Source organism: Shouchella xiaoxiensis, assembly GCF_016907895.1.
GTDB classification, from domain to species: domain Bacteria; phylum Bacillota; class Bacilli; order Bacillales; family Bacillaceae_D; genus Shouchella; species Shouchella xiaoxiensis.
Genome location: NZ_JAFBCV010000002.1, coordinates 223,182 through 247,014 on the forward strand (window position 1 = coordinate 223,182; position 23,833 = coordinate 247,014).

General features: G+C 44.2%; 23 protein-coding genes. 22 read left to right on the forward strand and 1 reads right to left on the reverse strand.

Going from position 1 to position 23,833, the window contains the following annotated elements; translation table 11 throughout:
- The first annotated feature begins 14 nt into the window (after positions 1 to 14).
- From JOC54_RS04530 to JOC54_RS04595, 14 genes are all read left to right on the forward strand, one after another.
- Positions 15 to 263 carry a DUF3243 domain-containing protein gene (locus tag JOC54_RS04530; RefSeq protein WP_035419251.1) on the forward strand — a complete coding sequence of 83 codons (249 nt, stop codon included), beginning with the start codon at positions 15 to 17 and terminating at the stop codon, positions 261 to 263.
- Between the two features lie 160 nt (positions 264 to 423).
- A complete protein-coding gene (locus tag JOC54_RS04535; RefSeq protein ID WP_035419252.1) occupies positions 424 to 1,191 on the forward strand; it encodes a DUF3388 domain-containing protein in 768 nt (255 codons plus the stop codon).
- 23 nt (positions 1,192 to 1,214) lie between these two features.
- A complete protein-coding gene (locus JOC54_RS04540; RefSeq protein WP_204464758.1) occupies positions 1,215 to 2,144 on the forward strand; it encodes a helix-turn-helix domain-containing protein in 930 nt (309 codons plus the stop codon).
- 128 nt (positions 2,145 to 2,272) lie between these two features.
- The gene (pgsA, locus tag JOC54_RS04545; protein WP_054792251.1) at positions 2,273 to 2,851 is read left to right on the forward strand and encodes a CDP-diacylglycerol--glycerol-3-phosphate 3-phosphatidyltransferase; all 579 of its coding nucleotides are present in this window, start codon (positions 2,273 to 2,275) and stop codon (positions 2,849 to 2,851) included.
- Between the two features lie 13 nt (positions 2,852 to 2,864).
- The gene (locus JOC54_RS04550; protein ID WP_204464760.1) at positions 2,865 to 4,118 is read left to right on the forward strand and encodes a competence/damage-inducible protein A; all 1,254 of its coding nucleotides are present in this window, start codon (positions 2,865 to 2,867) and stop codon (positions 4,116 to 4,118) included.
- Positions 4,115 to 5,728, forward strand: a complete 1,614-nt coding sequence (locus tag JOC54_RS04555) for a DEAD/DEAH box helicase (protein ID WP_204464762.1) — start codon at positions 4,115 to 4,117, stop codon at positions 5,726 to 5,728. The genes JOC54_RS04550 and JOC54_RS04555 overlap by 4 nt, the downstream gene beginning before the upstream one ends.
- A gap of 215 nt (positions 5,729 to 5,943) precedes the next feature.
- On the forward strand, positions 5,944 to 6,993 hold the full coding sequence (recA, locus tag JOC54_RS04560; RefSeq protein ID WP_035422073.1) for a recombinase RecA: 1,050 nt from the start codon (positions 5,944 to 5,946) through the stop codon (positions 6,991 to 6,993).
- A 120-nt stretch (positions 6,994 to 7,113) separates the two neighbouring features.
- Positions 7,114 to 8,103, forward strand: a complete 990-nt coding sequence (locus tag JOC54_RS04565; protein WP_204464763.1) for a metallophosphoesterase family protein — start codon at positions 7,114 to 7,116, stop codon at positions 8,101 to 8,103.
- Positions 8,087 to 9,526, forward strand: coding sequence for an AAA family ATPase (locus tag JOC54_RS04570; RefSeq protein WP_204464764.1), 1,440 nt, complete (start codon positions 8,087 to 8,089; stop codon positions 9,524 to 9,526). Before JOC54_RS04565 ends, JOC54_RS04570 begins: the two co-directional genes overlap by 17 nt.
- Positions 9,523 to 9,777, forward strand: coding sequence for a hypothetical protein (locus JOC54_RS04575; protein ID WP_035422080.1), 255 nt, complete (start codon positions 9,523 to 9,525; stop codon positions 9,775 to 9,777). The genes JOC54_RS04570 and JOC54_RS04575 overlap by 4 nt, the downstream gene beginning before the upstream one ends.
- Positions 9,767 to 10,429, forward strand: coding sequence for an ATP-binding protein (locus JOC54_RS04580; protein ID WP_204464765.1), 663 nt, complete (start codon positions 9,767 to 9,769; stop codon positions 10,427 to 10,429). Before JOC54_RS04575 ends, JOC54_RS04580 begins: the two co-directional genes overlap by 11 nt.
- A gap of 140 nt (positions 10,430 to 10,569) precedes the next feature.
- Positions 10,570 to 12,150: a ribonuclease Y gene (gene rny, locus JOC54_RS04585; protein ID WP_035422082.1), complete on the forward strand. Its 1,581-nt coding sequence runs from the start codon at positions 10,570 to 10,572 to the stop codon at positions 12,148 to 12,150.
- 52 nt (positions 12,151 to 12,202) lie between these two features.
- Positions 12,203 to 12,994, forward strand: coding sequence for a TIGR00282 family metallophosphoesterase (locus tag JOC54_RS04590; RefSeq protein ID WP_204464766.1), 792 nt, complete (start codon positions 12,203 to 12,205; stop codon positions 12,992 to 12,994).
- A gap of 114 nt (positions 12,995 to 13,108) precedes the next feature.
- Positions 13,109 to 13,369 carry a stage V sporulation protein S gene (locus tag JOC54_RS04595; RefSeq protein WP_035422084.1) on the forward strand — a complete coding sequence of 87 codons (261 nt, stop codon included), beginning with the start codon at positions 13,109 to 13,111 and terminating at the stop codon, positions 13,367 to 13,369.
- A gap of 43 nt (positions 13,370 to 13,412) precedes the next feature.
- On the opposite strand, the gene JOC54_RS04600 is transcribed toward JOC54_RS04595, so the two are convergent.
- Positions 13,413 to 14,219 (reverse strand): protein-glutamine gamma-glutamyltransferase, encoded by an 807-nt coding sequence (locus JOC54_RS04600; RefSeq protein WP_035422086.1) that lies wholly within the window; start codon positions 14,217 to 14,219, stop codon positions 13,413 to 13,415.
- A 193-nt stretch (positions 14,220 to 14,412) separates the two neighbouring features.
- On the opposite strand from JOC54_RS04600, the gene miaB reads away from it, so the two are divergent.
- The 8 genes from miaB (at position 14,413) to hfq (ending at position 23,808) form a co-directional block, all read left to right on the forward strand.
- On the forward strand, positions 14,413 to 15,978 hold the full coding sequence (gene miaB, locus JOC54_RS04605; RefSeq protein WP_204464767.1) for a tRNA (N6-isopentenyl adenosine(37)-C2)-methylthiotransferase MiaB: 1,566 nt from the start codon (positions 14,413 to 14,415) through the stop codon (positions 15,976 to 15,978).
- Positions 15,975 to 16,394 carry a YlbF/YmcA family competence regulator gene (locus JOC54_RS04610; RefSeq protein ID WP_204464768.1) on the forward strand — a complete coding sequence of 140 codons (420 nt, stop codon included), beginning with the start codon at positions 15,975 to 15,977 and terminating at the stop codon, positions 16,392 to 16,394. The genes miaB and JOC54_RS04610 overlap by 4 nt, the downstream gene beginning before the upstream one ends.
- A gap of 198 nt (positions 16,395 to 16,592) precedes the next feature.
- On the forward strand, positions 16,593 to 17,165 hold the full coding sequence (locus JOC54_RS04615; RefSeq protein ID WP_035440665.1) for an outer spore coat protein CotE: 573 nt from the start codon (positions 16,593 to 16,595) through the stop codon (positions 17,163 to 17,165).
- Between the two features lie 113 nt (positions 17,166 to 17,278).
- A complete protein-coding gene (gene mutS, locus JOC54_RS04620) occupies positions 17,279 to 19,885 on the forward strand; it encodes a DNA mismatch repair protein MutS (protein ID WP_204464770.1) in 2,607 nt (868 codons plus the stop codon).
- 15 nt (positions 19,886 to 19,900) lie between these two features.
- Positions 19,901 to 21,793, forward strand: coding sequence for a DNA mismatch repair endonuclease MutL (gene mutL, locus JOC54_RS04625; RefSeq protein ID WP_204464773.1), 1,893 nt, complete (start codon positions 19,901 to 19,903; stop codon positions 21,791 to 21,793).
- 13 nt (positions 21,794 to 21,806) lie between these two features.
- Positions 21,807 to 22,586, forward strand: coding sequence for a class I SAM-dependent methyltransferase (locus JOC54_RS04630; RefSeq protein WP_204464775.1), 780 nt, complete (start codon positions 21,807 to 21,809; stop codon positions 22,584 to 22,586).
- On the forward strand, positions 22,570 to 23,529 hold the full coding sequence (gene miaA / locus JOC54_RS04635; RefSeq protein ID WP_204464777.1) for a tRNA (adenosine(37)-N6)-dimethylallyltransferase MiaA: 960 nt from the start codon (positions 22,570 to 22,572) through the stop codon (positions 23,527 to 23,529). Before JOC54_RS04630 ends, miaA begins: the two co-directional genes overlap by 17 nt.
- 45 nt (positions 23,530 to 23,574) lie before the next feature.
- Complete coding sequence (gene hfq / locus JOC54_RS04640; RefSeq protein ID WP_035422095.1) at positions 23,575 to 23,808, forward strand: RNA chaperone Hfq; 234 nt, start codon at positions 23,575 to 23,577, stop codon at positions 23,806 to 23,808.
- Positions 23,809 to 23,833: the final 25 nt, after the last annotated feature.

The window sequence follows — 23,833 nt, forward strand, 5'->3', positions numbered from 1 at the left end:
AAGGAGGGGTTCACATGTCAGTATTAGACAACTGGGATCACTGGAAAGAATTTTTAGGAGGCCGTCTTGATCAAGCGCAACACGAAGGCATGAACGAAGAAATTGTCAGCGATGTCGCTTATCAAGTCGGTGAATATTTAGCAGAGCAAGTGGAACCAAAAAATGAGCAAGAACGTGTTCTTGCTGAGCTTTGGAAAGTAGCCGACGAAAAAGAGCAGCATGCCATTGCAAACATGATGGTTAAATTAGTTGGTCATAAGTAAGTTTGACTGCTTGTTCGTAACCCGAACAAGCAGTTTTTTTCTGTTAGTAAAATGATTTTACACAGGAAAATGCTTTCCTTTTAAAAGTGAATCCTATATCATAGAGCCAAGAAGATTAGCTGTTTTTGTCAATTTTTTGTTGTGGAAAGGGAGTGGCACGGTGAAAGAATGGTATTTTGAGTACCAGTTACATGAAAACCGGCCAGGAATACTTGGGGATATTTCTTCTCTTCTTGGTATGCTTTCAATCAATATCGTCACGATTAATGGCATTGATGATACGCGCAGGGGCATGTTACTCAGAAGTACGGATGATGACAGTGTGAAGCGGTTTAAAGCGATTTTACATACAATTGGGAGCGTGACCGTTACGAAGTTTCGCGAACCTCGTGTTCGTGACCGCTTAGCTATTCGGCATGGTCGCTATATTGAGCGGAATGCAGCTGAGAAAAAAACCTTCCGCTTCATTCGAAGAGAACTTGGTCTCCTAGTTGATTTTATGGCAGAATTGATGAAAAAAGATGAGCATTACTTAATTGGAATCCGCGGGATGCCGCGCGTCGGCAAAACGGAATCAGTCGTCGCTGCAAGCGTTTGTGCAAATAAACGTTGGTCTTTTATTTCTTCTACTTTACTTCGCCAAACGGTTAGAAGCCAACTGGCAGACGATGAAATGCACGGTGATAATATTTTTATTATTGATGGCATTGTCTCCACGATGCGAGCTACGGAAAAGCATCGAATGCTGGTGCATGATATTATGCGTTTACCAGCTGTAAAAGTGGTTGAGCATCCAGACATTTTTATTCGTGAAACAGAATACGAATTGGAAGACTTTGATTGCATTATTGAACTGCGAAATGATGACAACGAAGAAATTACGTATGATGTAGTTGAGCCTGGATTCTCTTCCTTTGATATTAGTTAAAGCATGTGTAGGTAGGTGTAAAAATGTCAGAACTAGGTAGTTATTTAAAACAAGTACGTGAAGAAAAAATGATCACGCTTGATGATCTTCAGCGTACAACAAAAATTCAAAAGCGGTATTTGGTAGCGATCGAGGAAGGAAACTTTGATACGCTGCCAGGCATTTTTTATGCCAGAGCGTTCGTTAAGACCTATGCAGAGGCGATTGGTCTTAATGCCGATGAAGTGATTGCAACGTACAAAAACGAACTGCCTAATCCACAAAATGAAGCGGTTGACTTGCCTTCCCGTACAGAACGGTCGAAGTCTGTGCAGGCGAAACAACGACCGACATCAAGTGGTGGGAACAAACGTCGCTCCATTTCCAGTATTCTAATCCCTGTCTTAATTATTGGTGTGATCGTTCTTGCTGTGGTGCTAGCATGGAATTATTTTGGGAATACCGATGACGATAACAATCAAAACACCGGTAATACAGGTGAAACCGAACAATCGAATACCCATGACTCGGCAACTGGCAATGACGAAGAAGATGAGTCTGCTGAGCCTGATGAAACAGAAGACCCAGCAGGAACGGATGAAGAAGAGGAAGAACCTGCGGGTGATGAAGAAGAGCCGAGTGCTGAAGCTGAGCTTGTTCTTGACGAAGCGACAAATGAAGTACAGACGTTTACATTAACGAATGCAGAGGCAATCGAGTCAATTGTGATTACGATGTCAGATGGTTCTTTTGTGGGCGTACGTGATGTTGATAATACAAGTACAATTCTTGAAGATAACGCGCCTAATTACGACCAAGACTTTGAGCCTGATGTTGCCGGATCAGAAGCGGTTAATATCCGAATCGGTAACGGGTTTGGTGTTGAATCCTTTGTTGTTAATGGTGTTGAGCTTGAGTTGCTTGACCGAGATACACAAACCGTTATTATTAGCGTTGAGCAAGATGAAGAATAAGGAGAAGTTTCCGCGTAGCGGAAACTTCTTTTTGAGTGTGATTTTTTTTAGTCTGAACCTGTCTATGGTACAATAGAAACGTACAATAAAACTAAAGCTTAAAGGCAAGTTGGAAAGAAGGGAAGAACGTGAATTTACCAAATAAAATTACCATAGCACGAATTTGTATGATTCCACTTTTTATGGTTTTTTTGTTAGTGGAAGTGCCTCTTGGTGAAGTGAGTTTATTTGATGTAACCATCTCGAATTCAATTTTAGTCGCGACCGCCATTTTCATTGTCGCTGCGGCTACGGACTGGCTTGATGGTTATTATGCAAGGAAATTAAATCTCATCACAAGTTTCGGTAAATTTTTGGATCCATTAGCTGATAAATTGTTAGTGGCGGCTGCTCTAATTGGTTTAGTTGAGCTTCAACTTGTCCCGGCATGGATCACCATCGTTATTATTAGTCGTGAGTTTGCTGTTACAGGGATTCGTTTAGTTGCAGCAGCAGAAGGAGATGTCATTGCTGCGAGCAACCTTGGCAAGTGGAAAACATTAACGCAAATGGTGGCTATTATCGCAACGTTATTACATAATATTCCTTTCTCAGCGCTGTCACTACCTTTTGCTGACATCATGCTCTACATTGCCGCTTTCTTGACGATTTGGTCAGGAATTGATTATTTTCTTAAAAACAAACATGTTATTTTGAAATCAATGTAACGGAGGGGATTGGTTGAACGCTGAAGTTATTGCAGTTGGTTCTGAGCTGTTGCTCGGTCAAATTGCCAACACAAATGGCCAGTTTATTTCAAAACAGTTAGCGAGTATCGGTGTCAATGTATACTCCCATACGGTTGTTGGCGATAATCAAGAACGGTTAACGCGAGCAATTGAGCAATCGCATGATCGTTCCGATGTTGTGATTTTAACAGGGGGACTTGGACCGACAAAAGACGACTTAACAAAAGAAACGGTTGCCTCCTTCTGTGGGAGAAAGCTTGTTTATGATCAACAAGCTCTTGAATACATCGAAACTTTTTTTAAACGTCATAACCGGACGATGACGCCAAATAATAAAAAGCAGGCTTATGTGATTGAAGATGCTACTGTTCTTGCAAATCGTCACGGCATGGCGCCTGGGATGGTTGTGGAACTTGCCGACCAAAAGAAAATTGTGTTACTTCCTGGTCCACCGAGTGAAATGAAGCCAATGTTTGAACATGAGCTTATGCCACTATTGCTAGGAGTAAGTGACCAATCGGCCATTACTTCGCGGATTATGCATTTTTTCGGAATAGGCGAGTCTCAGCTTGAAACAGACTTAGAAGATCTAATTGATCAGCAAACGAACCCAACGATTGCTCCTCTTGCAGGTGACGGTGAAGTCAAGATTCGTCTCACAGTCAAACATACAGATCAAGAAGAAGCGATTCGTTTACTTGATGAGACAGAGCGGTTGATTTCCGCTCGAGTCGGCTCTTTTTTGTATGGCTATAATGAAACAACGCTTGTCAAAGAATCCTATGCGGTTTTATCTGAGCAAGGATTAAGCATTTCAAGCGCAGAAAGCTTAACGGCGGGGCTCTTCTCTAGCGAGCTTGCTTCTGTTCCGGGAGCGTCCCAAGTGTTAAAAGGAAGTATAACGGCCTATACCAACGAAATAAAACAAGTGGTATTAGGGGTTTCGAATGAAACGCTAGCAACAAACGGTGCAGTCAGCGAAGAGTGTGCGCTGGAAATGGCGAGAGGCGCCAAGCGACTTTTTCAAACGGATGTCGCAATTGCTTTTACCGGCGTTGCCGGGCCGGATAAAGTTGGTGATCAAGAAGCTGGCGTCGTCAAGTTGGCACTTGTTCTTCCTGACGGAGAGGAACGGGTATACGCCTTGTCGCTGTCAGGTGGACGAAACGCCGTGCGTAAACGTGCGGTAAAATACGGATACTTTTACTTGTTGGAAGAATTAAAAAGGAGAAATGGTAGTAAATGACATTCTTTGCAGACTTCGAGATATCAGATCAAGTGAAACGAGCAATTAAAGATATGGGCTTTGAAGAGCCTTCACCAATTCAAGAAAAAGCAATTCCTGCGATTTTAACGGGCGGCGATGTTATTGGTCAGGCGCAGACAGGTACAGGAAAAACAGCGGCTTTTGGAATTCCTGTTGTTGATAAAGTGACGGAAGAACGTTTTATTCAAGCACTCATATTAACTCCTACGCGAGAATTAGCCATTCAAGTTGCAGGGGAATTGCAAAAGTTATCGACGCATAAGCGAATTCGGACGTTGCCTATTTACGGAGGGCAATCAATTGGTCATCAAATAAAGGCGTTAAGACAAGGTGTACAAATCGTTATTGGTACGCCAGGGCGGATGCTTGATCACTTGCGTCGTGGTACTTTACAGTTAAACTCCGTTCATACTGTTGTACTTGATGAAGCAGATGAAATGCTTGATATGGGCTTTGTTGACGATATTGAATCAATTTTAAAAGAAGTAAAAGACATGCGCCAAACGCTGTTGTTCTCGGCCACAATGCCTCCAGCGATACGTAAGCTTTCGCGTAAGTACATGGACAATCCATCAACAGTAACAATTAATAAAGGTGAAGTAACCGCACCGTTAATTAATCAAGTCTATTATAAGGTGCTTGAGCGGAATAAAGTCGATTCACTCTGTCGAATTATTGACAGTGATGATGTTGATTTAGGTATTTTATTCTGCCGGACCAAAAAAGGCGTTGCAGAACTAACGGAAGCCCTCCAGGCACGAGGCTATCTAGCTGATGGCCTTCACGGTGATTTAACGCAATCACAGCGCGATGTTGTCATGAAGAAGTTTCGTGATTCCTCTATTGAATTTTTAATTGCGACCGATGTGGCAGCACGAGGGATCGATGTTGAGAACGTAAGCCACGTTATTAATTTTGACATCCCGCAGGACCCTGAAAGCTATGTGCACCGCATTGGCCGAACTGGTCGAGCAGGCCGTACAGGTGCAGCGGTAACGCTTGTTACGCCAAGAGAGATGAAGCATCTACGTTCGATTGAAAAAGAAATTAAGATGCATATTCCGTCGCAGTCTGTTCCGACGATTGAAGACGTGGTTGAAAAGCAGCAAAGCGCTTGGAAAAACTTGATTCAAGAAACGATTGAGCAAGCTGGAAAAGAGATGGACTTATTTCTCCCTCTTGTTGATGAGATTCTTGCTGAACAAGATCCGAAACAGGTTGTTGCCGCTTTACTAAAGCTTAAATTTTCGACTGAGACAGCCAATGAAGACGCAGGCTATAGCTTCGGAGAAACAGGCGGAGCAAAAGGAATGGTGCGCTTCTTTATCAATGTTGGACGCAACGTCAACCTTACACCGAAGATTCTAGGTGAAGAAATTGCCCGCTTAGTAGGGATTCCAGTTAAATCGATTGGAAGAATCGACATTTTTGATAACTTCTCGTTTGTTGATGTACCGGAAGAGGCAGCACCATTTGTATACGAAGGTCTGCGTTATTCAAGAATTAATGGGGCGCGAGTTAATTTGGAACCAGCCAAGCCTCGTCCTCAAAGAGAAAGACGCACGCCATCAAGCCCACGGAGAACATAAGCCAAATAGAATGAGACCGGAACACGGCCGGTCTTTTTCTATTTTAAAAAAACCGAATAAATGTTCGTAAAAACTATTGGCAAATCTCATAAAACAAGTTATGATAGAAACGTAAGAAAGAGCAGATCGAAACTTGATAACATCTAGACATGGTTTTCAAAACATGCATGTGTAAATAAACGTTCGTAAATGAGGAATAAGAGGAGAGATGAAAAGTGAGTGACCGCAAACAAGCGTTAGACATGGCGCTACGTCAGATCGAAAAGCAGTTTGGTAAGGGTTCAGTTATGAAGCTTGGTGAACAAGCAGAACAGCGAGTTTCCACAATTTCAACGGGAGCACTTGCGCTGGATATCGCTTTAGGAGTCGGTGGTTATCCGAAGGGACGGATTATTGAAGTATATGGTCCAGAGTCTTCTGGTAAAACAACCGTTGCTCTCCACGCGATTGCTGAAGTACAGCGTCAAGGCGGACAAGCAGCGTTTATTGATGCGGAGCACGCGTTAGATCCTGTTTATGCAGGAAAATTAGGTGTAAATATTGATGAGTTACTTCTTTCTCAACCTGATACAGGCGAGCAGGCGCTTGAAATCGCCGAAGCACTTGTACGCAGTGGTGCGCTTGACATTATTGTTATTGACAGTGTCGCGGCGCTTGTACCAAAAGCGGAAATCGAGGGCGAGATGGGTGATTCCCATGTTGGTCTTCAAGCTCGATTAATGTCACAAGCGCTACGTAAGCTTTCTGGTGCAATTAATAAGTCGAAAACGATTGCTGTGTTTATTAACCAAATCCGTGAAAAAGTCGGCGTTATGTTTGGTAACCCTGAAGTAACACCTGGTGGACGTGCACTTAAGTTCTATTCGTCGGTTCGACTTGAAGTGCGTCGAGCAGAAGCATTAAAACAAGGGAATGATATTGTCGGGAACCGGACGAAAATCAAAGTGGTAAAAAACAAAGTCGCTCCACCGTTTCGACTTGCTGAAGTTGATATCATGTACGGAGAAGGAATTTCAAGAGAAGGCTCGATGCTCGATATCGCGGCGGAACTGGATATCGTTGAAAAAAGTGGTGCTTGGTACTCGTATAAAGGCGATCGCTTAGGACAAGGACGCGAGAATTCCAAGCAGTATTTAAAAGAAAATCCAGAAACGACTTCTGAAATTGAACGTTTAATTCGTGAGCATCATAGTTTAGACGGTCAACCAAAAGCAGCAGATGAAAAAGATGAATCATTTGAAGAAGTGCCGCTTGACTTAAAATAATGCATCTCAGGGTTGCCCCTCTTTATTAGAGGAGGCAGCCTTTTTAAGTGGTTAGTCTTCACCGCATCGCCATTTTGCTTTAAACTAATGGAGAAGGACTAGAAAAGTGTAGGTGATCAAATGATCAAGTTTGTTTATTTTACGGACACACATATTCGGGGAACAACGCCAAAAAACCGGCTTGACGCTTTTCCGGAGACATTAAAAGATAAAATCAATCAAGTGCTTACGATCGCTGAGAAAGAAGAGGTTGACTTTTTGCTCCATGGTGGAGATGTATTCGATCGGCCTGACTTATCACCGAGTACAGTTGGCCAGTTTGCTCAGTTATTTCGAAAGGCACCTGCACCAATTTATACGATATCTGGCAACCACGATACGTTTGGACATAATCCTGCAACCGTCTCAAGAACGATGCTTGGTTTGCTTGACGCATTCGGGATTCTAACGCTAATACATCCAGAAGCACCAGTATTGATTGAAAAAGGCGATTTACGCGTGCAGCTGTCAGGACAGCCCTATCACTATGATTTAGATCAGCGCGACGTAAAGTTGGATTATTACCCAGCGAACGAAACCAACGCTGACGTGCTCATTCATATGGTCCACAGCATGCTCGTGGAAAAAGCACTGCCAGAAGGTGTTGCCCATACGCTTGTTGATCATATTTGGGGAACGACAGCAGACATTCTCTTTACCGGCCACTTTCATTCGGGTTTCGGCATCAAAGAACGAGAGGGGACGTTTATTTGTAACCCCGGTGCCCTTGCCCGGATTAATAACCACTGGACGGAAATGGAACGCATGCCGAAAGTGGTCATTGGAAAAGTGAGTGAAAGCGGCATTGAGCTAGAAGAGGTGGAGCTCCAAGCAAAAAAAGGCAGTGAGGTGCTTGATCGGACGTATGTGGAGCGAGCAAGTCATCAAGAAGAGAAGCTGCATGAATTCGTGCAGCAAGTAAAAGAACGAGCTCAATTTCAAACACTCCAGATGAACGACATTATTCGCGAAATCGCAGCGATGTCTAACGTAGAAGACAAGGTTAGACAAGAAGCGTTACGGAGAATGACGTTAATCGAAGAGCGATGGGAGCGTGATCAAGCTGAGTAATTTACAATCGGTTCGCTTGGAAAATTTCCAGTCGCATCAGGATACATCGATCCAATTTGATCAAGGGCTAAACGTCATTGTTGGTCAATCAGATAGCGGAAAAACCGCCGTACTACGAGGGTTAAGGTGGGCGTTGTTTAACCTGCCTCGAGGAACCGATTTTTTAAAGGTAGGTGCTGATTTTGTTCGCGTCACGGTCACGTTAACAAATGGAACGAAGATTGTCCGGGAGCGTACGTCTTCAAAAAACCGCTATAAGATACAAGCGCTTGAGCAAGACGAACTGGTGCTTGAGGGCTTTGGCACGCAGGTCCCTGAAGAAGTCCTGGATGCGCACCAAATGCGTCCGTTTCGAATTGATTCAGATAATGAATGGCAGCTTCAAGTCTCGCAACAATTAGAAGGACCTTTTTTATTGGAGCAGACAGGGTCACTGCGAGCAAAAACGATTGGCCGGATGAGCGGAGCCCATTATTTGGATATGGCGATTCGCGATACATCAAAAGACGTTGGGCAACTCTCTCAACGTACAAAGCAAATCGAGAGCGAAGTAAGTCAGCTTCAACAAGAACTATTACCCTTTGAAACATTGGAAAAATCAAAAGAACAACTTGATCAAACCGAACAGCATCTTCAGGCAATTAAAGCAAAACGAGAGCGGCTAAAGCGTGTTTTAACAGTAAAAGCTGAATTTGATCGCTTAAGGAACGAGAAAGAGCAAACCGAAGCACGCCTCGAGCTTGTCGTATCACTAACAGACTGGGAACTGCGCTATGAGAAACTAATCCAGCTTAATGCAAGAAAAAGAAGCTTTCGACAACACCATGAACAGTGGTATCGCCTTAATAAAGATAGCCAAGCATGCGAGCGATGGCTTGATAAAACTGCGCGCGTGAATGAGGCAACGGACAAGCTGCAAACGATTGAGCGTGTCTCTATTCATTTGCAAAAAACAGCGAGAGCAAAAGAGCAGCATCAGCATTTACATGCACAAACCGTGCGCTTGGATCGGGCACTCCAGCAAACAAGGTTTCTAAACGATTGGAATAACGAGAAGCTAACAATTGTGCACGAAAAGCAAGCTCGCAAAGAGAGGCTAACGCAGCTTGGGGCGCAATGGAAACGAATGAAGCAAGAACAGCAACAAACGAGTGAGCGTTTTGAGCAATTGCACTCGCTTGAACAAATAACAGAATTAATGAATCGAACGAAAATGACGATTGAGCGTCAGAAAAAGCTCGTCGCTCATTTAAACAATTTAAACGAATACAACAAACGCTTAAAAGACGGGCAGTCGTTTGTGGAAGAAACGAAAAAGAAAGAAGAAAAACTAGCAAATGATTACAGCGCAACATTAAGTGAATTGGGTTTATGTCCAACATGCGGACAAGCCATTCATGCGGAGGGAGAGATTCATAGATGAAACAAGTAGAACAAGAATTAGAGCAAATGAAGCAGGCGATTGACAAAGCAAAGGACGTTCGTTACCGAGCTGAGGCGAAGCTCGAAGAATTGGAAAATCAAAAGCAGCGCTTGTTGCAGGAATTAGCGGAGCTCGGCGTTGAACCAGAACAGCTCGATCAAGAGATTGCCAAGTTAGAAACGGAGATTGACCAATCGATGCAAGAAGCATGGGCGCTTATCCCGAAGGAGCTCATTAGCCGTGACCAGTGAAGCACAGATTGCTGAGCTAGAGGGGGCGCTCTCGCAAGCGAAGGAACAGTGGACGAGACTTGATGCGAAAAAGCAACTGCTTGTGGAACGGCTTCAGCAAGCGGAGCGTGATCTAACAGAGTTTCAAGAAACGGTTGATACGTATGAGAAAGCGCGAATTCTTTTACAGCAGTCTGCTGAGTACGCTAGAAAGCAGGCGAAGCAGCAAATGGAGACGCTGGTGACGAATGCGCTGCAGTATGTGTTTGGTCCACTTATATCGTTCGAAATTGAACTTGAAGAACATGGCAGCAGAGCTGTAGCCGAAATGTTTGTTGTTTCAGATTTTGAAGGAATGAAAGTGAAAACCAAACCGCAAGATGCGCGAGGTGGGGGCGTGGTTGACATTGTGACGTTGGCACTTCGTGTTGCCTTGATGGAGACAACACAGCCACGTCAAGCCGGTCCGTTGCTGCTCGATGAACCGGGGAAACATGTATCTGGAGAGTACACCCACTACTTGTATGAATTTCTCAAATCACTCGCTACGATGTTCGGCCGACAAATTATCATGATTACCCATAACCAGCATTTAACCGAATCTGGAGACAAAGCGTTTGTAGTCTCAATCCGTGATGGAATTAGCGACCTTGAAGAAATTGCCAACCCTTGACATCAATTGTCGTGAAGCGTAAAATAATGAGTAATACAGTGTATAAGTTGGCTGTATTTTAATGACATCGATTATTCATTAATGATTAACAAACGTAAAAACGTTAAAACCAACAATTGGATAGCAAGGGAGGTGTAACGATGCCAAGTAATATCGAAATTAGTTTCTTGGTTCTGATCCTCATTTTACTTGCTGTCTCTGTAGTTGCTGCAGTTGTTGGATATCTTGTTCGAAAATCAGTCGCTGAACGGAAAATATCAAGTGCTGAACAGGAAGCCAAGCAGATTATTGATGACGCGACGCGTGAAGCAGAAACGAATAAGAAGGAAGCCATTCTTGAAGTGAAGGATGAGGTTCATCGTCTTAGAAGTGATGCAGAGCGCGAGGTTCGTGAGCGAAGAAATGAGTTTCAGAAACAAGAGCATCGTTTGGTCCAAAAAGAAGAGATTCTCGATCGGAAAAGCGAAACTCTCGATAAAAAAGAAGAATCGTTAGAAAAACGGGAGGAGTCTCTCGCCAAAAAACAACGACAAGTTGAAGAGATGGAAAGTAAGATGACCCAGCTAGTGCTGGATCAGAAACAAGAGTTGGAGCGCGTATCTGGCTTAAGTCGTGAAGAAGCCAGAATGATTATTCGCCAAGAAGTGGAACAAGAAGTTGCACAGGAGTCAGCGATCTTGATTAAAGACAAGTTAGCTGAAGCGAAAGAAACGGCGGACAAGCGATCACGTGAAATTCTTTCACTAGCAATTCAGCGTTGCTCTGCTGATCATGTGGCTGAAACAACCGTATCAGTCGTTAATCTTCCGAATGATGAGATGAAAGGGCGCATTATTGGTCGTGAAGGCCGTAATATCCGTGCTCTTGAAACATTGACCGGAATTGATTTAATTATCGATGATACGCCAGAAGCGGTTATCTTGTCTGGGTTTGACCCAATACGACGAGAAATTGCCCGCTCTGCTCTCGAAAAGCTTGTGCAAGATGGACGAATTCATCCGGCTCGCATTGAAGAGATGGTGGATAAATCCAGACGTGAAGTAGACGAGACGATTCGTGAATATGGAGAACAGACGACATTTGAAGTTGGTGTACACGGACTTCACCCTGATTTAATCAAAATATTAGGGCGTTTGCGTTTCCGTACAAGCTACGGTCAAAACGTGCTGAAGCATTCAATGGAAGTCGCGCACTTAACGGCATTAATGGCAGCGGAACTTGGCGAAGATATTAAACTCGCTAAGCGAGCAGGGTTATTGCATGATATTGGGAAAGCGATTGACCATGAAGTGGAAGGAAGCCACGTTGAAATTGGTGTAGAATTAGCGACAAAGTATAAAGAACATCCTGTTGTCGTGAATGCAATTGCTTCACACCATGGCGATACCGAGTCCACATCAATTATTGCGACACTTGTCGCCGCGGCAGATGCGCTGTCGGCAGCTCGACCAGGAGCTAGACGTGAAACGTTAGAAACGTATATTAAGCGCTTAGAAAAGCTTGAAGAAATTTCTGAGTCATTTGATGGAGTTGAGAAAACGTTCGCGATCCAAGCGGGAAGAGAAGTGCGCATTATGGTCCGCCCTGATGTTGTTGATGATGCCAACGCACATAAGTTAGCACGAGACATCACCAAAAAAATCGAACAAGAACTGGACTACCCTGGTCATATCCGGGTAACGGTTATTCGAGAAACGCGTGCAGTTGAATATGCAAAATAAAGTGGCGAAAGCCACTTTATTTTTTTGAAAAATGAATTGAAAGAGTGATTTTTTGAAGATTTTATTTATCGGCGATGTTGTTGGTTCTCCAGGAAGAGAGATGATTTCAGCGCATTTGAAAGAACTGAAACAAACGTTTAAACCGAACGTAACGATCATTAACGGTGAAAACGCGGCGCATGGCAAAGGCATTACTGAAAAAATTTACAAAGGCTTCCTTGAGCAAGGAGCACAAATGGTGACGCTCGGAAACCATGCCTGGGACAAGCGTGAGATTTTCGACTTTATCGGGGATGCAAAATGGCTGGTTCGTCCAGCTAATCTGCCGAAAGGAACCCCTGGCGTAGGGTACCGAATTATGAACTTAAATGGAACGAAAATGGCCGTCATCAACTTGCTCGGACGAACGTTTATGAACCCTGCTGATTGTCCATTTCGCAAAGCTGATGAGATCTTAACAGAGCTTGAAGGCGAAGCAGACGTGATTTTTGTCGATTTTCATGCAGAAACAACGAGCGAGAAGCAGGCAATGGGTTGGTATCTTGATGGACGCGTTAGTGCCATCATCGGAACGCATACGCATGTTCAAACAGCTGATGAGCGCATCCTACCGCGAGGGACGGCGTATTTGTCCGATTCAGGTATGACTGGTCCACTTGACGGCATTCTTGGTATGGATCGCGAGGCGGTTTTACACCGTTTCTTAACAGGACTACCAGCGAAATTTGAAGTGGCTGAAGGTCAGAAACAGTTAAACGGTGCATTTATTGATATTGATGAAAAAACGGGCAAAGCGCGGAAGATTACCCGTATTCAACGTTTCGATAATCAAATGATTTATTAAGGCATATCATGGCCCCTCCTTAAATATAAATGTGTTAAGGCAACTGCCTGTTTCATTTATAAGGTCAAACGGTGAGTGAATGGATGAGCTTAACTTGTTTAAGGAGGGGTAGTATTGGAAGTTTTAAAAGTATCAGCAAAATCGACACCAAATTCAGTAGCAGGAGCTCTTGCTGGCGTTATTCGTGAACGTGGAGCGGCTGAGATACAGGCCATTGGCGCTGGCGCATTAAACCAATCAATTAAAGCAGTAGCGATTGCAAGAGGGTTTGTCGCCCCCAGTGGAATTGATTTAGTCTGTATCCCCGCATTTACAGATATTCAGATTGATGGCGAAGAACGAACGGCGATTAAGCTGATTATTGAACCACGTTAATAGTCAAAAAAGAGGTTTTCAGTTGAAAGCCTCTTTTTTATGTTTACATAAAGCGAGACAAGCGTTGTTGCTCGACAAAAATGGCTGAATCAAGGCCGGTTCTTGGTGAATAACCTGTATCAGAAAAAGTCCGTACAAAGCGGAAATTTAAGCGGGTCACTTGGTTTAGCAAATAGGCGGAAAGGGTTGACCCAGGGCGACGTTGCTGGTTTAAGTGGAAAATAATCTGTTCGCTGGAAGCAATCGCCGTTCCGTGTCCGTAATACAAATCGTCATCAAGCTTGATGGCATTTTCTCCTCGCCAAACGGCATTTTCAGGAGCAAAATCAGGATTGTTGAAATAGACACAATCACCAATGACAAAGTCAGTTCCTTCGCGTGTTTCCAACTGGAGATCTTCGTCATGTTCCCATGAATAGAGATAAAGTTGTTGAAATAAGCGATCAAACGAAGGTTGGTCGATCGATTCCCTGACAGCTTTATAAAAAATCATAATGATGGCGGTTGCACATTCAAAACCGTACAGCTGTCCATTGTAAAAAATGTCATCAATTGCACTGGAAGGACGAACGCCCTGCCTTAATTGAAACGCCCCGTTAGGCATCCGATACCAAAAACGCGGATTGCAGTACGATTTTTGAAACGACTCGAATCGAGCTCCGCTTTGAAGCAGCGCAACGGACGCTTGCAAAATGTTGGTGCGCAAAGCGAGTTCGAAGCTTAATTCTTTTGGATTTTGGTATGAATAAACAACGTCTGTCGCTGCTAAACTTTGAACGATTGCCTGTTCAACTTGTGAAAGTGCAGGAAGCGTCGAAAGATCTAGTGGTTTTCCGTTTATTTCAATCATGTAACCAACCCCTCAATCAGACGTTTTTTCGACGGTAACAAATCATACCGTTATTACTTAACGATATGCAGATATTTAAGCGGACGACCCAGTTTTTTGTACGGAGAGACGAATCCTAGTCATTGTGTTCTAAGGACAAGCCACGTATAATGTGAAGGGAATGTTTTTGTTTGCAAGGAAGGAGAGCTACAAGATGAGTGATCAAAAAAAGGCAAAGGACTATAGCCAGTATTTTGATTTTACGGATGCACGAATTGTTTCTGAAGATGACGAAAAGAAAGTTGTAAAAATAAAAGGTCGAGAAATTACGATCTATGATCAACCAAACTATCGCTCTGGGAGAAAACGTAAACGCGAAGGTGTTCAAGTATTACGTCCAGAAAAAATGATTCCAGATGAGCTGGCAACCCTTGGGGCGGGCAAGAAATTTTTGATTCGTACATACGGTTGTCAAATGAATGTCCACGATTCAGAGAATATGTCTGGTTTATTGTTAGAAATGGGCTTTGAAGAAACTACAGAGACGACGGAAGCAGATGTTATTTTATTAAACACCTGTGCAATTCGTGAAAATGCGGAGAACAAGGTGTTTGGTGAGATCGGTCACTTAAAACCGTTGAAGCTAGAGAAGCCGGAATTAATAATCGGTGTTTGTGGCTGTATGTCCCAAGAAGAGTCAGTTGTTCATAAGATAATGCAAAAGCATCAGCATATTGACTTGATCTTTGGAACGCATAACATCCATCGTTTGCCGCACCTCTTACAAGACGCCATTTTCGGTAAAGAAATGGTTATAGAAGTATGGTCAAAAGAAGGCGACGTGATTGAAAACATGCCGAGAAAGCGTCAACACAAGACGCAGGCGTGGGTAAATATTATGTACGGTTGTGATAAGTTCTGCACATACTGCATCGTTCCGTATACACGCGGAAAAGAGCGAAGTCGCTTGCCGGAAGACATCATTGCTGAAGTGCGTGACTTGGCTCGTCAAGGCTATAAGGAAATCACGCTGCTTGGACAAAACGTTAACGCCTACGGGAAGGACTTACCAGGTGATTATGGCGGACTTGGCGACTTAATGGATGCGATTCATCAAATCGATATTCCGCGCGTTCGCTTTACGACAAGCCACCCCCGTGATTTTGATGACCATCTAATTGAGGTGCTCGCACAAGGTGGCAACTTAGTTGAACATATCCATCTACCTGTTCAGCACGGAAACTCCGATATTCTGAAGTTAATGGGTCGGAAGTATACGCGTGAGCAGTACGTAACCCTTGCTGGAAAGATTAAAAAAGCCATTCCAAACGCATCGTTTACAACCGATTTAATCGTTGGTTTTCCTAATGAAACCGACGAGCAGTTTGAAGATATGATGTCGCTTGTAGAAGAAATTCAGTTTGATGCGGCATTTACTTACATCTACTCACCACGAGAAGGCACTCCAGCTGCTAAAATGGAAGACAATGTGCCAATGGAAGTAAAGAAAAAACGTCTTGCTCGCTTAAACACGCTCGTAAACGAGATTTCTGGCAAGCGTAATCTTGCTTACCAAGATCAAGTGGTTGAAGTACTTGTTGAAGGTGAAAGCAAAAAAGATCCGAATGTATTAGCGGGCCGCACACGGACGAACCGTCTTGTTAATTTCGTAGGTCCAAAAACCGTTATCGGTGAGATTGTCTATATTCAAATTACAGAAGCAAGAACATGGTCATTAAATGGAAAAATGGTAGAACCTGCGGAGGTATATGCGAAATGAGCACACTCTATACAAAAAAGGACATCAAAGACAAAGCAAACGAATTAGCGACAATGCTGGCGCAAACAGAGGAAGTTGATTTCTTTAAGCGAGCTGAAAAGCAAATTAATGATCATTTGCGGGTTCAGGAAATGATCGCAGAAATTAAACGCAATCAGAAAGAAGCCGTTAATTTAAAGCATTATGGCAAGACGGAAGCACTTAAACAAGTTGAGGATCGCATCGACGCTCTTCATCATGAGATTGATCAAATTCCGCTTGTTCAGGAATTTAAACGCAGCCAGGTAGAAGTGAATCACCTGCTTCAGCTAATTACAAACACTGTTTCAAAAACAGTAACCGATGAAATCGTTCGTTCAATGGACGGCGATTTGGTGCGCGGAACAACGACGAAGAACCCTTTCCATAGCTGTTAATTAAAAAACAAGGTCTCCTCAAAGAGATCTTGTTTTTTTGCGTTTAAAAGTGGTCTAAACGGTATGAGGTTGTCATATGTTTGGTAAAGAAGCGTCTACTTGTAGCGAATGCACCTTGCTGGTGGATCGTGCATAGGTTAATGAAAATGAGACGTCTACCTATCCTAATAGGTAAATCGTGATAATGGAGGGAACATGATGGCTGACTCAAGAAACGAAACGAGTTACCGCGAAATTATAACAAAAGCTGTCTGCGGCAAAGGACGGAAGTTTTCAGAAGCGACTCATCACATTAGACCGTCGGAGCCACCGTCAAGCATATTAGGGTGCTGGATTATCAATCATACGTACAGTGCAAAGAAGCGCGGGGATACGGTGGAAGTGAACGGAACGTACGATATTAATGTATGGTTTTCATACATTAATAATACGAAAACCGATGTAGCGACGCAGACGGTGTCTTACACGGATATTGTACCGCTGTCGATGAAAGATGAAAACGTGATCTCTGAAGAGTTAGACGTTGTTGCCCGTGCCGTGCAGCAGCCAAATACGCTTGAAGCGGTCATTTCAGAAAATGGGCATTCCGTCGACGTGCAGGTCGAGCGAGAATTTATCGTTGAATGCATCGGTGAGACAAAAGTAGCGGTAGCCGTTAATCCTCAAGGCTTAATTGAAGAATACCCACTTGATGTGTTATCAGATGAGATTCGTGATGAGGATTTTGAGCAAATTGATCCACATTTCTTGCAAGAAGAAATGGATAAATAAGTGAAGTCGAGCTGTTTAAAAACAGCCGGCTTTTTTTATGCTCTCCGTGTAGAGAATTGTCGTCCTATGTTATAATGGAGCTTAAGATTTTTCTAGAGTAGCGGAGGCTTTTTATGGCACAAACCCCAATGATGAATCAGTATTTAAAAATAAAAGAAAACTATCAAGATGCGATTCTCTTTTTTCGTTTAGGCGATTTTTATGAAATGTTTCATGAGGATGCTCTCGTTGCATCAAAAGAATTAGAGATTACCTTAACCGGACGCGGGCAGGGAGAAGATCGGATTCCGATGTGCGGCGTCCCTCACCATGCTGCGGAAGGCTATCAAGCAAAGCTAATTGAAAAAGGCTATAAAGTCGCGATCTGCGAACAAGTGGAAGACCCGAAAATGGTTAAAGGCGTTGTGAAGCGTGAAGTGACAAAGCTGTTGACGCCAGGCACGTTAATGAATAGCAATCTGCTTGCTGAAAAGGAGAACAATTACCTCTTTGCTTTTGCAACCGATGGATCGAACTTTGGAATCGCCCGCTGTGATTTGTCCACAGGCGAAAACGATATCACGCTCGTTACAGGAGATGATAGCGACCTCCTGCATGAGATTGGTACAAGTGAAGCACGCGAAGTGATTGCGCCCCTTTCAATTGAACAACGATTAAAGGACAAGCTCTCGAGTAACCCGGCGTTTCTCGTAAGCTATCAAGAAAATGTGAGTGATTTGAGTGAGTACACGTATTTAACAGATAACATGAAGGAGCCACTTATTAAAGAAGCGTATCAGCATATGCTCCATTATCTGCTGGAAACGCAGAAGCAGTCGATTAAGCATCTCCAGCAGCCTGTGACGTATCATGCCGACTCTTTTTTGAAAATGGATGTTCATGCGAAGCGGAATTTAGAACTGGTTGAGACGTTGCGCGAAAAGAAAAAGAAAGGCTCTCTTCTCTCAATTATTGATCAATCGGTCACGTCAATGGGAGGACGTTTGCTTCGACAATGGCTTGACAGACCGCTTGTAAACCGTAAAAAAATTGGCGAGCGTCAGTCAGTGGTTCGCTCTTTTCTTACGCATTTCTTTGAACGGGAATCGTTACGTGATTCACTTAAAGAGGTCTATGATATTGAACGGCTAGCTGCACGTATTGCATATGGTAGCGTCAATGCTAGGGAACTCGTCCAGTTAAAGCGTTCACTCAATAAGCTCCCGGAAATGAAAGAACAGCTTACTCTAATCGGATTAGAACAAAAGTGGCTGAACAAGAGTGAGCTGTTTCAAGCTTTAGTCGAAAAGCTTGCAGGTAGTTTAGTCGAAGACCCACCGATTTCTGTTACAGAAGGTGGCTTAATTATTGATGGCTACAGCGAAGAGCTAGACACGTATCGAGATGCCAGTCGCAATGGCAAGCAGTGGATTGCGGCTTTGGAGCAGTCAGAGCGAGAGCTAACGAACATTCGCTCTCTTAAAGTGGGCTATAACAAGGTGTTTGGCTATTACATTGAAGTGTCAAGAACCAATACCCACCTCTTGCCAGAGGGCAGATATGAGCGGAAGCAGACGCTTGCCAACGCCGAGCGCTATATCACACCTGAGTTAAAAGAAAAAGAAGCGCTAATTTTGGAGGCGGAAGAGAAGCTGACCGACCTTGAATATCAGCTTTTTACAGCAATTCGGGCTGAAATCGAGCGCTATGTTCCTGATTTACAGGCGCTTGCCCGTGACATTAGCGAGATTGATGTGCTTGCTGGTTTTGCGGCAACCGCCGAACAAAACGGCTATGTTCAACCTGAAGTAACCGAAACTCGAGATGTGGAAATTAAAGGTGGACGTCACCCGGTTGTGGAAACGGTCATTAAGCGTGGCAGCTATGTTCAAAATGAGATTAACCTAATTGACAATCTCAATATGTTGCTCATTACCGGGCCGAATATGGGCGGGAAATCAACCTATATGCGACAGTTGGCCCTAACCGTCGTCATGACGCAAATTGGCAGCTTCGTACCGGCAGATGAAGCCAAACTGCCTGTGTTTGATAAAATTTTTACACGGATTGGTGCCGCTGATGATTTGGCAAGCGGCCAAAGTACGTTTATGGTTGAAATGATGGAGACGAAAGATGCCCTGACAAAAGCAACGGCAAACAGCTTAATTTTATTGGATGAGATTGGGCGAGGCACATCAACCTATGATGGGATGGCGCTTGCGCAAGCGATCATCGAATACATTTATGAATCGATTGGCGCTAAGACGCTGTTTTCTACACATTACCATGAGTTAACGACTCTAGCTGATTCCATCCCTACGTTACAAAACGTCCATGTCTCGGCAACGGAGGAAGACGGAGCAGTGGTCTTTTTACACCGCGTTATTGCTGGAGCTGCTGACCGGAGTTACGGTGTTTATGTCGCCGAGCTTGCCGGGTTGCCACCACAAGTCACGAGTCGGGCAGAGCAGTTGCTCGAGACGCTAGAGACGGGGCAAAGGCATGTGAGTCAAACAACCAATACACCAGAACTTGTTAAAGAGGAAGTCGCCGCCACATCGATGCACGCGTCAACGCAGCTGACCTTGTTCCAGACAGAAGACGTGCCGGAGAAGAAAGGGCGAAGCAAGAAGGAAGATGCGGTTTTACAAAGCATGAGTGAGCTAGATTTATGGCATTTAACGCCGTTTCAGGCGCTTGAAAAAATTAATGAATGGCAGAAGCAGCTACGAAAGAAGTAAAGGGAGGTGGAGACGGTGGCTGGAATTCAACAACTAAACGATGCGTTATCGAATAAAATCGCCGCAGGAGAAGTCGTCGAGCGCCCCGCTTCCATTGTAAAAGAGCTAATTGAGAATGCGATTGACGCTAAGGCGAAGGATATTCTCGTTGAAATAGAAGAAGGGGGCTTACGCTCGATTCGAATTGTTGATGACGGGATTGGCATCGAAAAAGACGAGTTAGAAACGGCATTTTTGCGCCATGCGACGTCAAAAATTAAAACCGACCGTGACTTGTTCTCGATTCGGACGCTCGGTTTCCGCGGAGAGGCATTGCCAAGTATTGCCTCGGTTTCGAACGTAAACATCCAATCAAGCACGGGGGAAGATGGAAAAGAACTGCAGCTGGCAGGAGGAGAAATAACGAGCTCGAAGCCTGCCCACGCAAGACGAGGCACAACAATCGAAGTAACCGATTTGTTTTACAATACGCCAGCTCGCTTAAAATACTTAAAGACGGTCTTGACGGAATCAGGGCATGTCAGTGATGTTTTAAATCGGATGGCACTTGCTTATCCAGACATTCGCTTTCACTACGTTAGCGACGGAAAAACGATGCTGCAAACAGCAGGAAACAATGACCTCCTGCAGGTGATCGCGCAAGTGTACGGACGGCAAACGGCTGCGCAAATGGTTGCGGTTGAAGGAGATTCGCTTGACTACCATGTGTCCGGTTTTGTTGCGAAGCCGGAATTAACCCGAGCGGGACGTCAGTATATGTCGATCTATATCAATGGCCGCTACATTCGTAACTACAAGCTAGCCAATGCGATTCAACAAGGATTTCATACGCTCCTGCCAATCGGACGTTTTCCCGTCGCGATTTTAAAATTAGAGATGGACCCGGTATTAATTGATGTGAATGTTCACCCTGCTAAGCTGGAAGTGCGCTTAAGCAAGGAAGATGAGTTGGCAGAAGTAATCCGGACGAGCATTAAAAAAGTCTTTGCACAGCAAACGCTCATTCCTGAACCGTCTAAACAGGCTAAGCAAAAAAAAGACGAAACGGAGCAGCTGGCGTTTACACTGTCTTATCAGCAGGAAGAACAGGCTCCAGCTGAGCGAAATACTGTAGCAGAAGCGCAGCCTCTTCCTTTAAAGCAGAAGGAAGACCGCGTTTCGTCATGGAAACAGGAAGAAGAACCACCTCAACCCGTTCATGAAATAAAAGAAGAGGATGCCGAGCCTCGCTCTGACTTCGAGCTGGCACCGGTGCAACAAGAAAGCGTTACGGCTGAGCCAATAAAGCAAGCGCAGGACGAGGTTGAGGCTCAATCTGACTTAACGAAAATGCCTCCGCTTTACCCAGTAGGGCAGATGCACGGCACGTACATCGTTGCGCAGAACGAGAACGGGATGTATCTTGTGGATCAGCACGCGGCGCAAGAGCGGATTAAATACGAATACTTTCATAAGAAGCTCGGTGAACCGATTGCGGCAACGCAAACACTTCTTGTGCCGATGACGCTGGAATTTACGACAAGTGAAGCCCAGCTCATTAACGAGTCACTGGCTAAATTCGAAGCGATTGGCTTATTTCTAGAAGATTTTGGGAAGAATACTTTTGTTGTACGCGCCCATCCGACTTGGTTTCCGAAAGGGGACGAAGAGGAAACGATTAAAGAAATGATTGAACAATTGTTATCGAACCGGAAGCTAAGTGTACAGGCGTTGCGAGAAGAAGCGTCCATATTAATGAGCTGCAAAGCCGCGATTAAAGCGAATCGTCATTTGCGCCATGATGAAATCTTTCAGCTATTAGAGACGTTAAGACGCTGTCAGGAGCCATACACATGCCCCCATGGGCGACCAATTGTGATTCATTTTTCCACCTATGAACTCGAAAAAATGTTTAAACGCGTCATGTAGAGGAGAACAGTCAGTGATTGTAACAACGGCACGAAAACAAGCAACCGCCCTAGAACAAACAGCTCGTCTGTATGCGGATCAACTGCAGGCATCGTTTGTGCAGCGAGAGGATCGGTCACTCGAAGCGCTTACGAGTTTATACAGCGAAGATTTGCTCATTGTCGCCAAAAATAAGGTCATGCTTTATCCGCTTGACCGAGCCAACCCATTTTTTTACCATCCGAACGCGGCTTTGCTGCGCTATAAACAATGGAAGCAGACCGGTCATGATCCGTTTATCGAGATAACAGGGCTTAAAGCTGGGGAAACCTGTATTGATGCAACGCTTGGGATGGCTGCTGATTCGATTATTGCTCAGCTTGCTGTTGGTGAAACGGGTACGGTCATTGGCTTAGAAGCAAATAAAGAAATTGCATTTGTTGTACAAAAGGGCTTGCATACGTGGAATGAGGCGGATGCGCTCTTTTTAAACGCGATGCGGCAAATTCAAGTCCATCAAGTCGATAGTCTCAGCTATTTAAAAAACCGAGCTGATAAAAGTGCAGAAATCGTCTACTTTGATCCGATGTTTGAAACCAAAATTGACTCGCCTGGTCTTGCCGGAATGAGGCACTATGCCTGTCATTTTCCCGTCACGGCTGAGCATATTACTGAAGCAAGTCGGATTGCTACAAGAGCCGTTGTGTTAAAAGACCATTTCAAAAGCAGTCAGTTTGCCAAGTATGGATTTACCGTTCAACGTCGTCAGCACGCAGCATTTCAATACGGACGACTTGATGTATCACAACAATAAAGGAGCTGCTGTAGTGACGAAAGAAGCGCTTATTGCCATTGTTGGCCCAACCGCTGTTGGAAAAACCGATTTAAGTATTAAACTTGCGCAACAATTAAATGGGGAAATCATTAGCGGAGATTCCATGCAAGTCTATAAGACAATGGATATCGGAACAGCAAAAGCAACCGAAGAAGAGCAGGCGGCAATCCCGCATCACTTAATTGATATACTAGACCCAGAAGAACCGTGGACCGTCGCAGCATTTCAAGAGCGAGCGTTAGCAGCGATTCAGGACATTCGGGCACGGGGGAAGCTGCCGATTGTGGTTGGTGGGACAGGACTGTACATCCAGTCCATCACCCATGAATTATCGTTTGCTGATGCCAAATCAGATCCTGCTTATCGCGAGCAGCTTGAAGCGTTTCTGGAAGCCCATGGCATTCGCGCGCTCCACCAGCAGCTGGAAGAGCAAGACCCGAAAGCAGCAGAAACCATTCATCCGAATAACAGCCGTCGTGTAATCCGCGCCTTGGAAGTAATCCATACAACAGGCGTGCGGTTTTCGGAACAAGAAAATCAGCTCGGTGCCGCCCGTTTTAACACGGCTTTAATTGGCTTAACGATGGATCGGCAGAAGCTGTATGAGCGCATCAATGTAAGAGTTGATTTAATGATGAAGCAAGGACTGTTAGAGGAAGTAAAGCGCCTGTATGATGCTGGCGTCCACAGTCAAGCGATTCAAGCAATTGGTTACAAAGAGCTGTATGCTTATTTTAATGGGGATGTAGCACTTGCTGAAGCAGTTGATTTGCTAAAGAAGAATTCTCGGCACTATGCTAAGAGACAATTAACGTGGTTCCGCAATAGAAGCGCCGCCGAGTGGTTTAATGTTGGAGCAGAAACCCCTTCAGAAATTTTCACAAAAATAGTCGATTATTCTTGCAGGAAAATAGAGAAATAGCTCGAACTAATGTAAAGAACGATAGAGAGAGAGGAGCTATTCAGCATGAAAGCAACGGTTAACATTCAAGATCAATTCTTAAATCAACTGCGTAAAGAAGGCATTCCTGTAACGGTTTTCTTACTTAATGGGTTTCAATTACGCGGCCTCATTAAAGGGTTTGACAACTTTACGGTCATTGTTGAAACGGAAGGTAAACAACAGCTCGTATACAAGCATGCCATTTCTACATTTGCACCACAAAAAAACGTTCAGCTCAAAAGTGAAACAGAGGTATAAACGTTAATCAAGGACTGTCTCATAC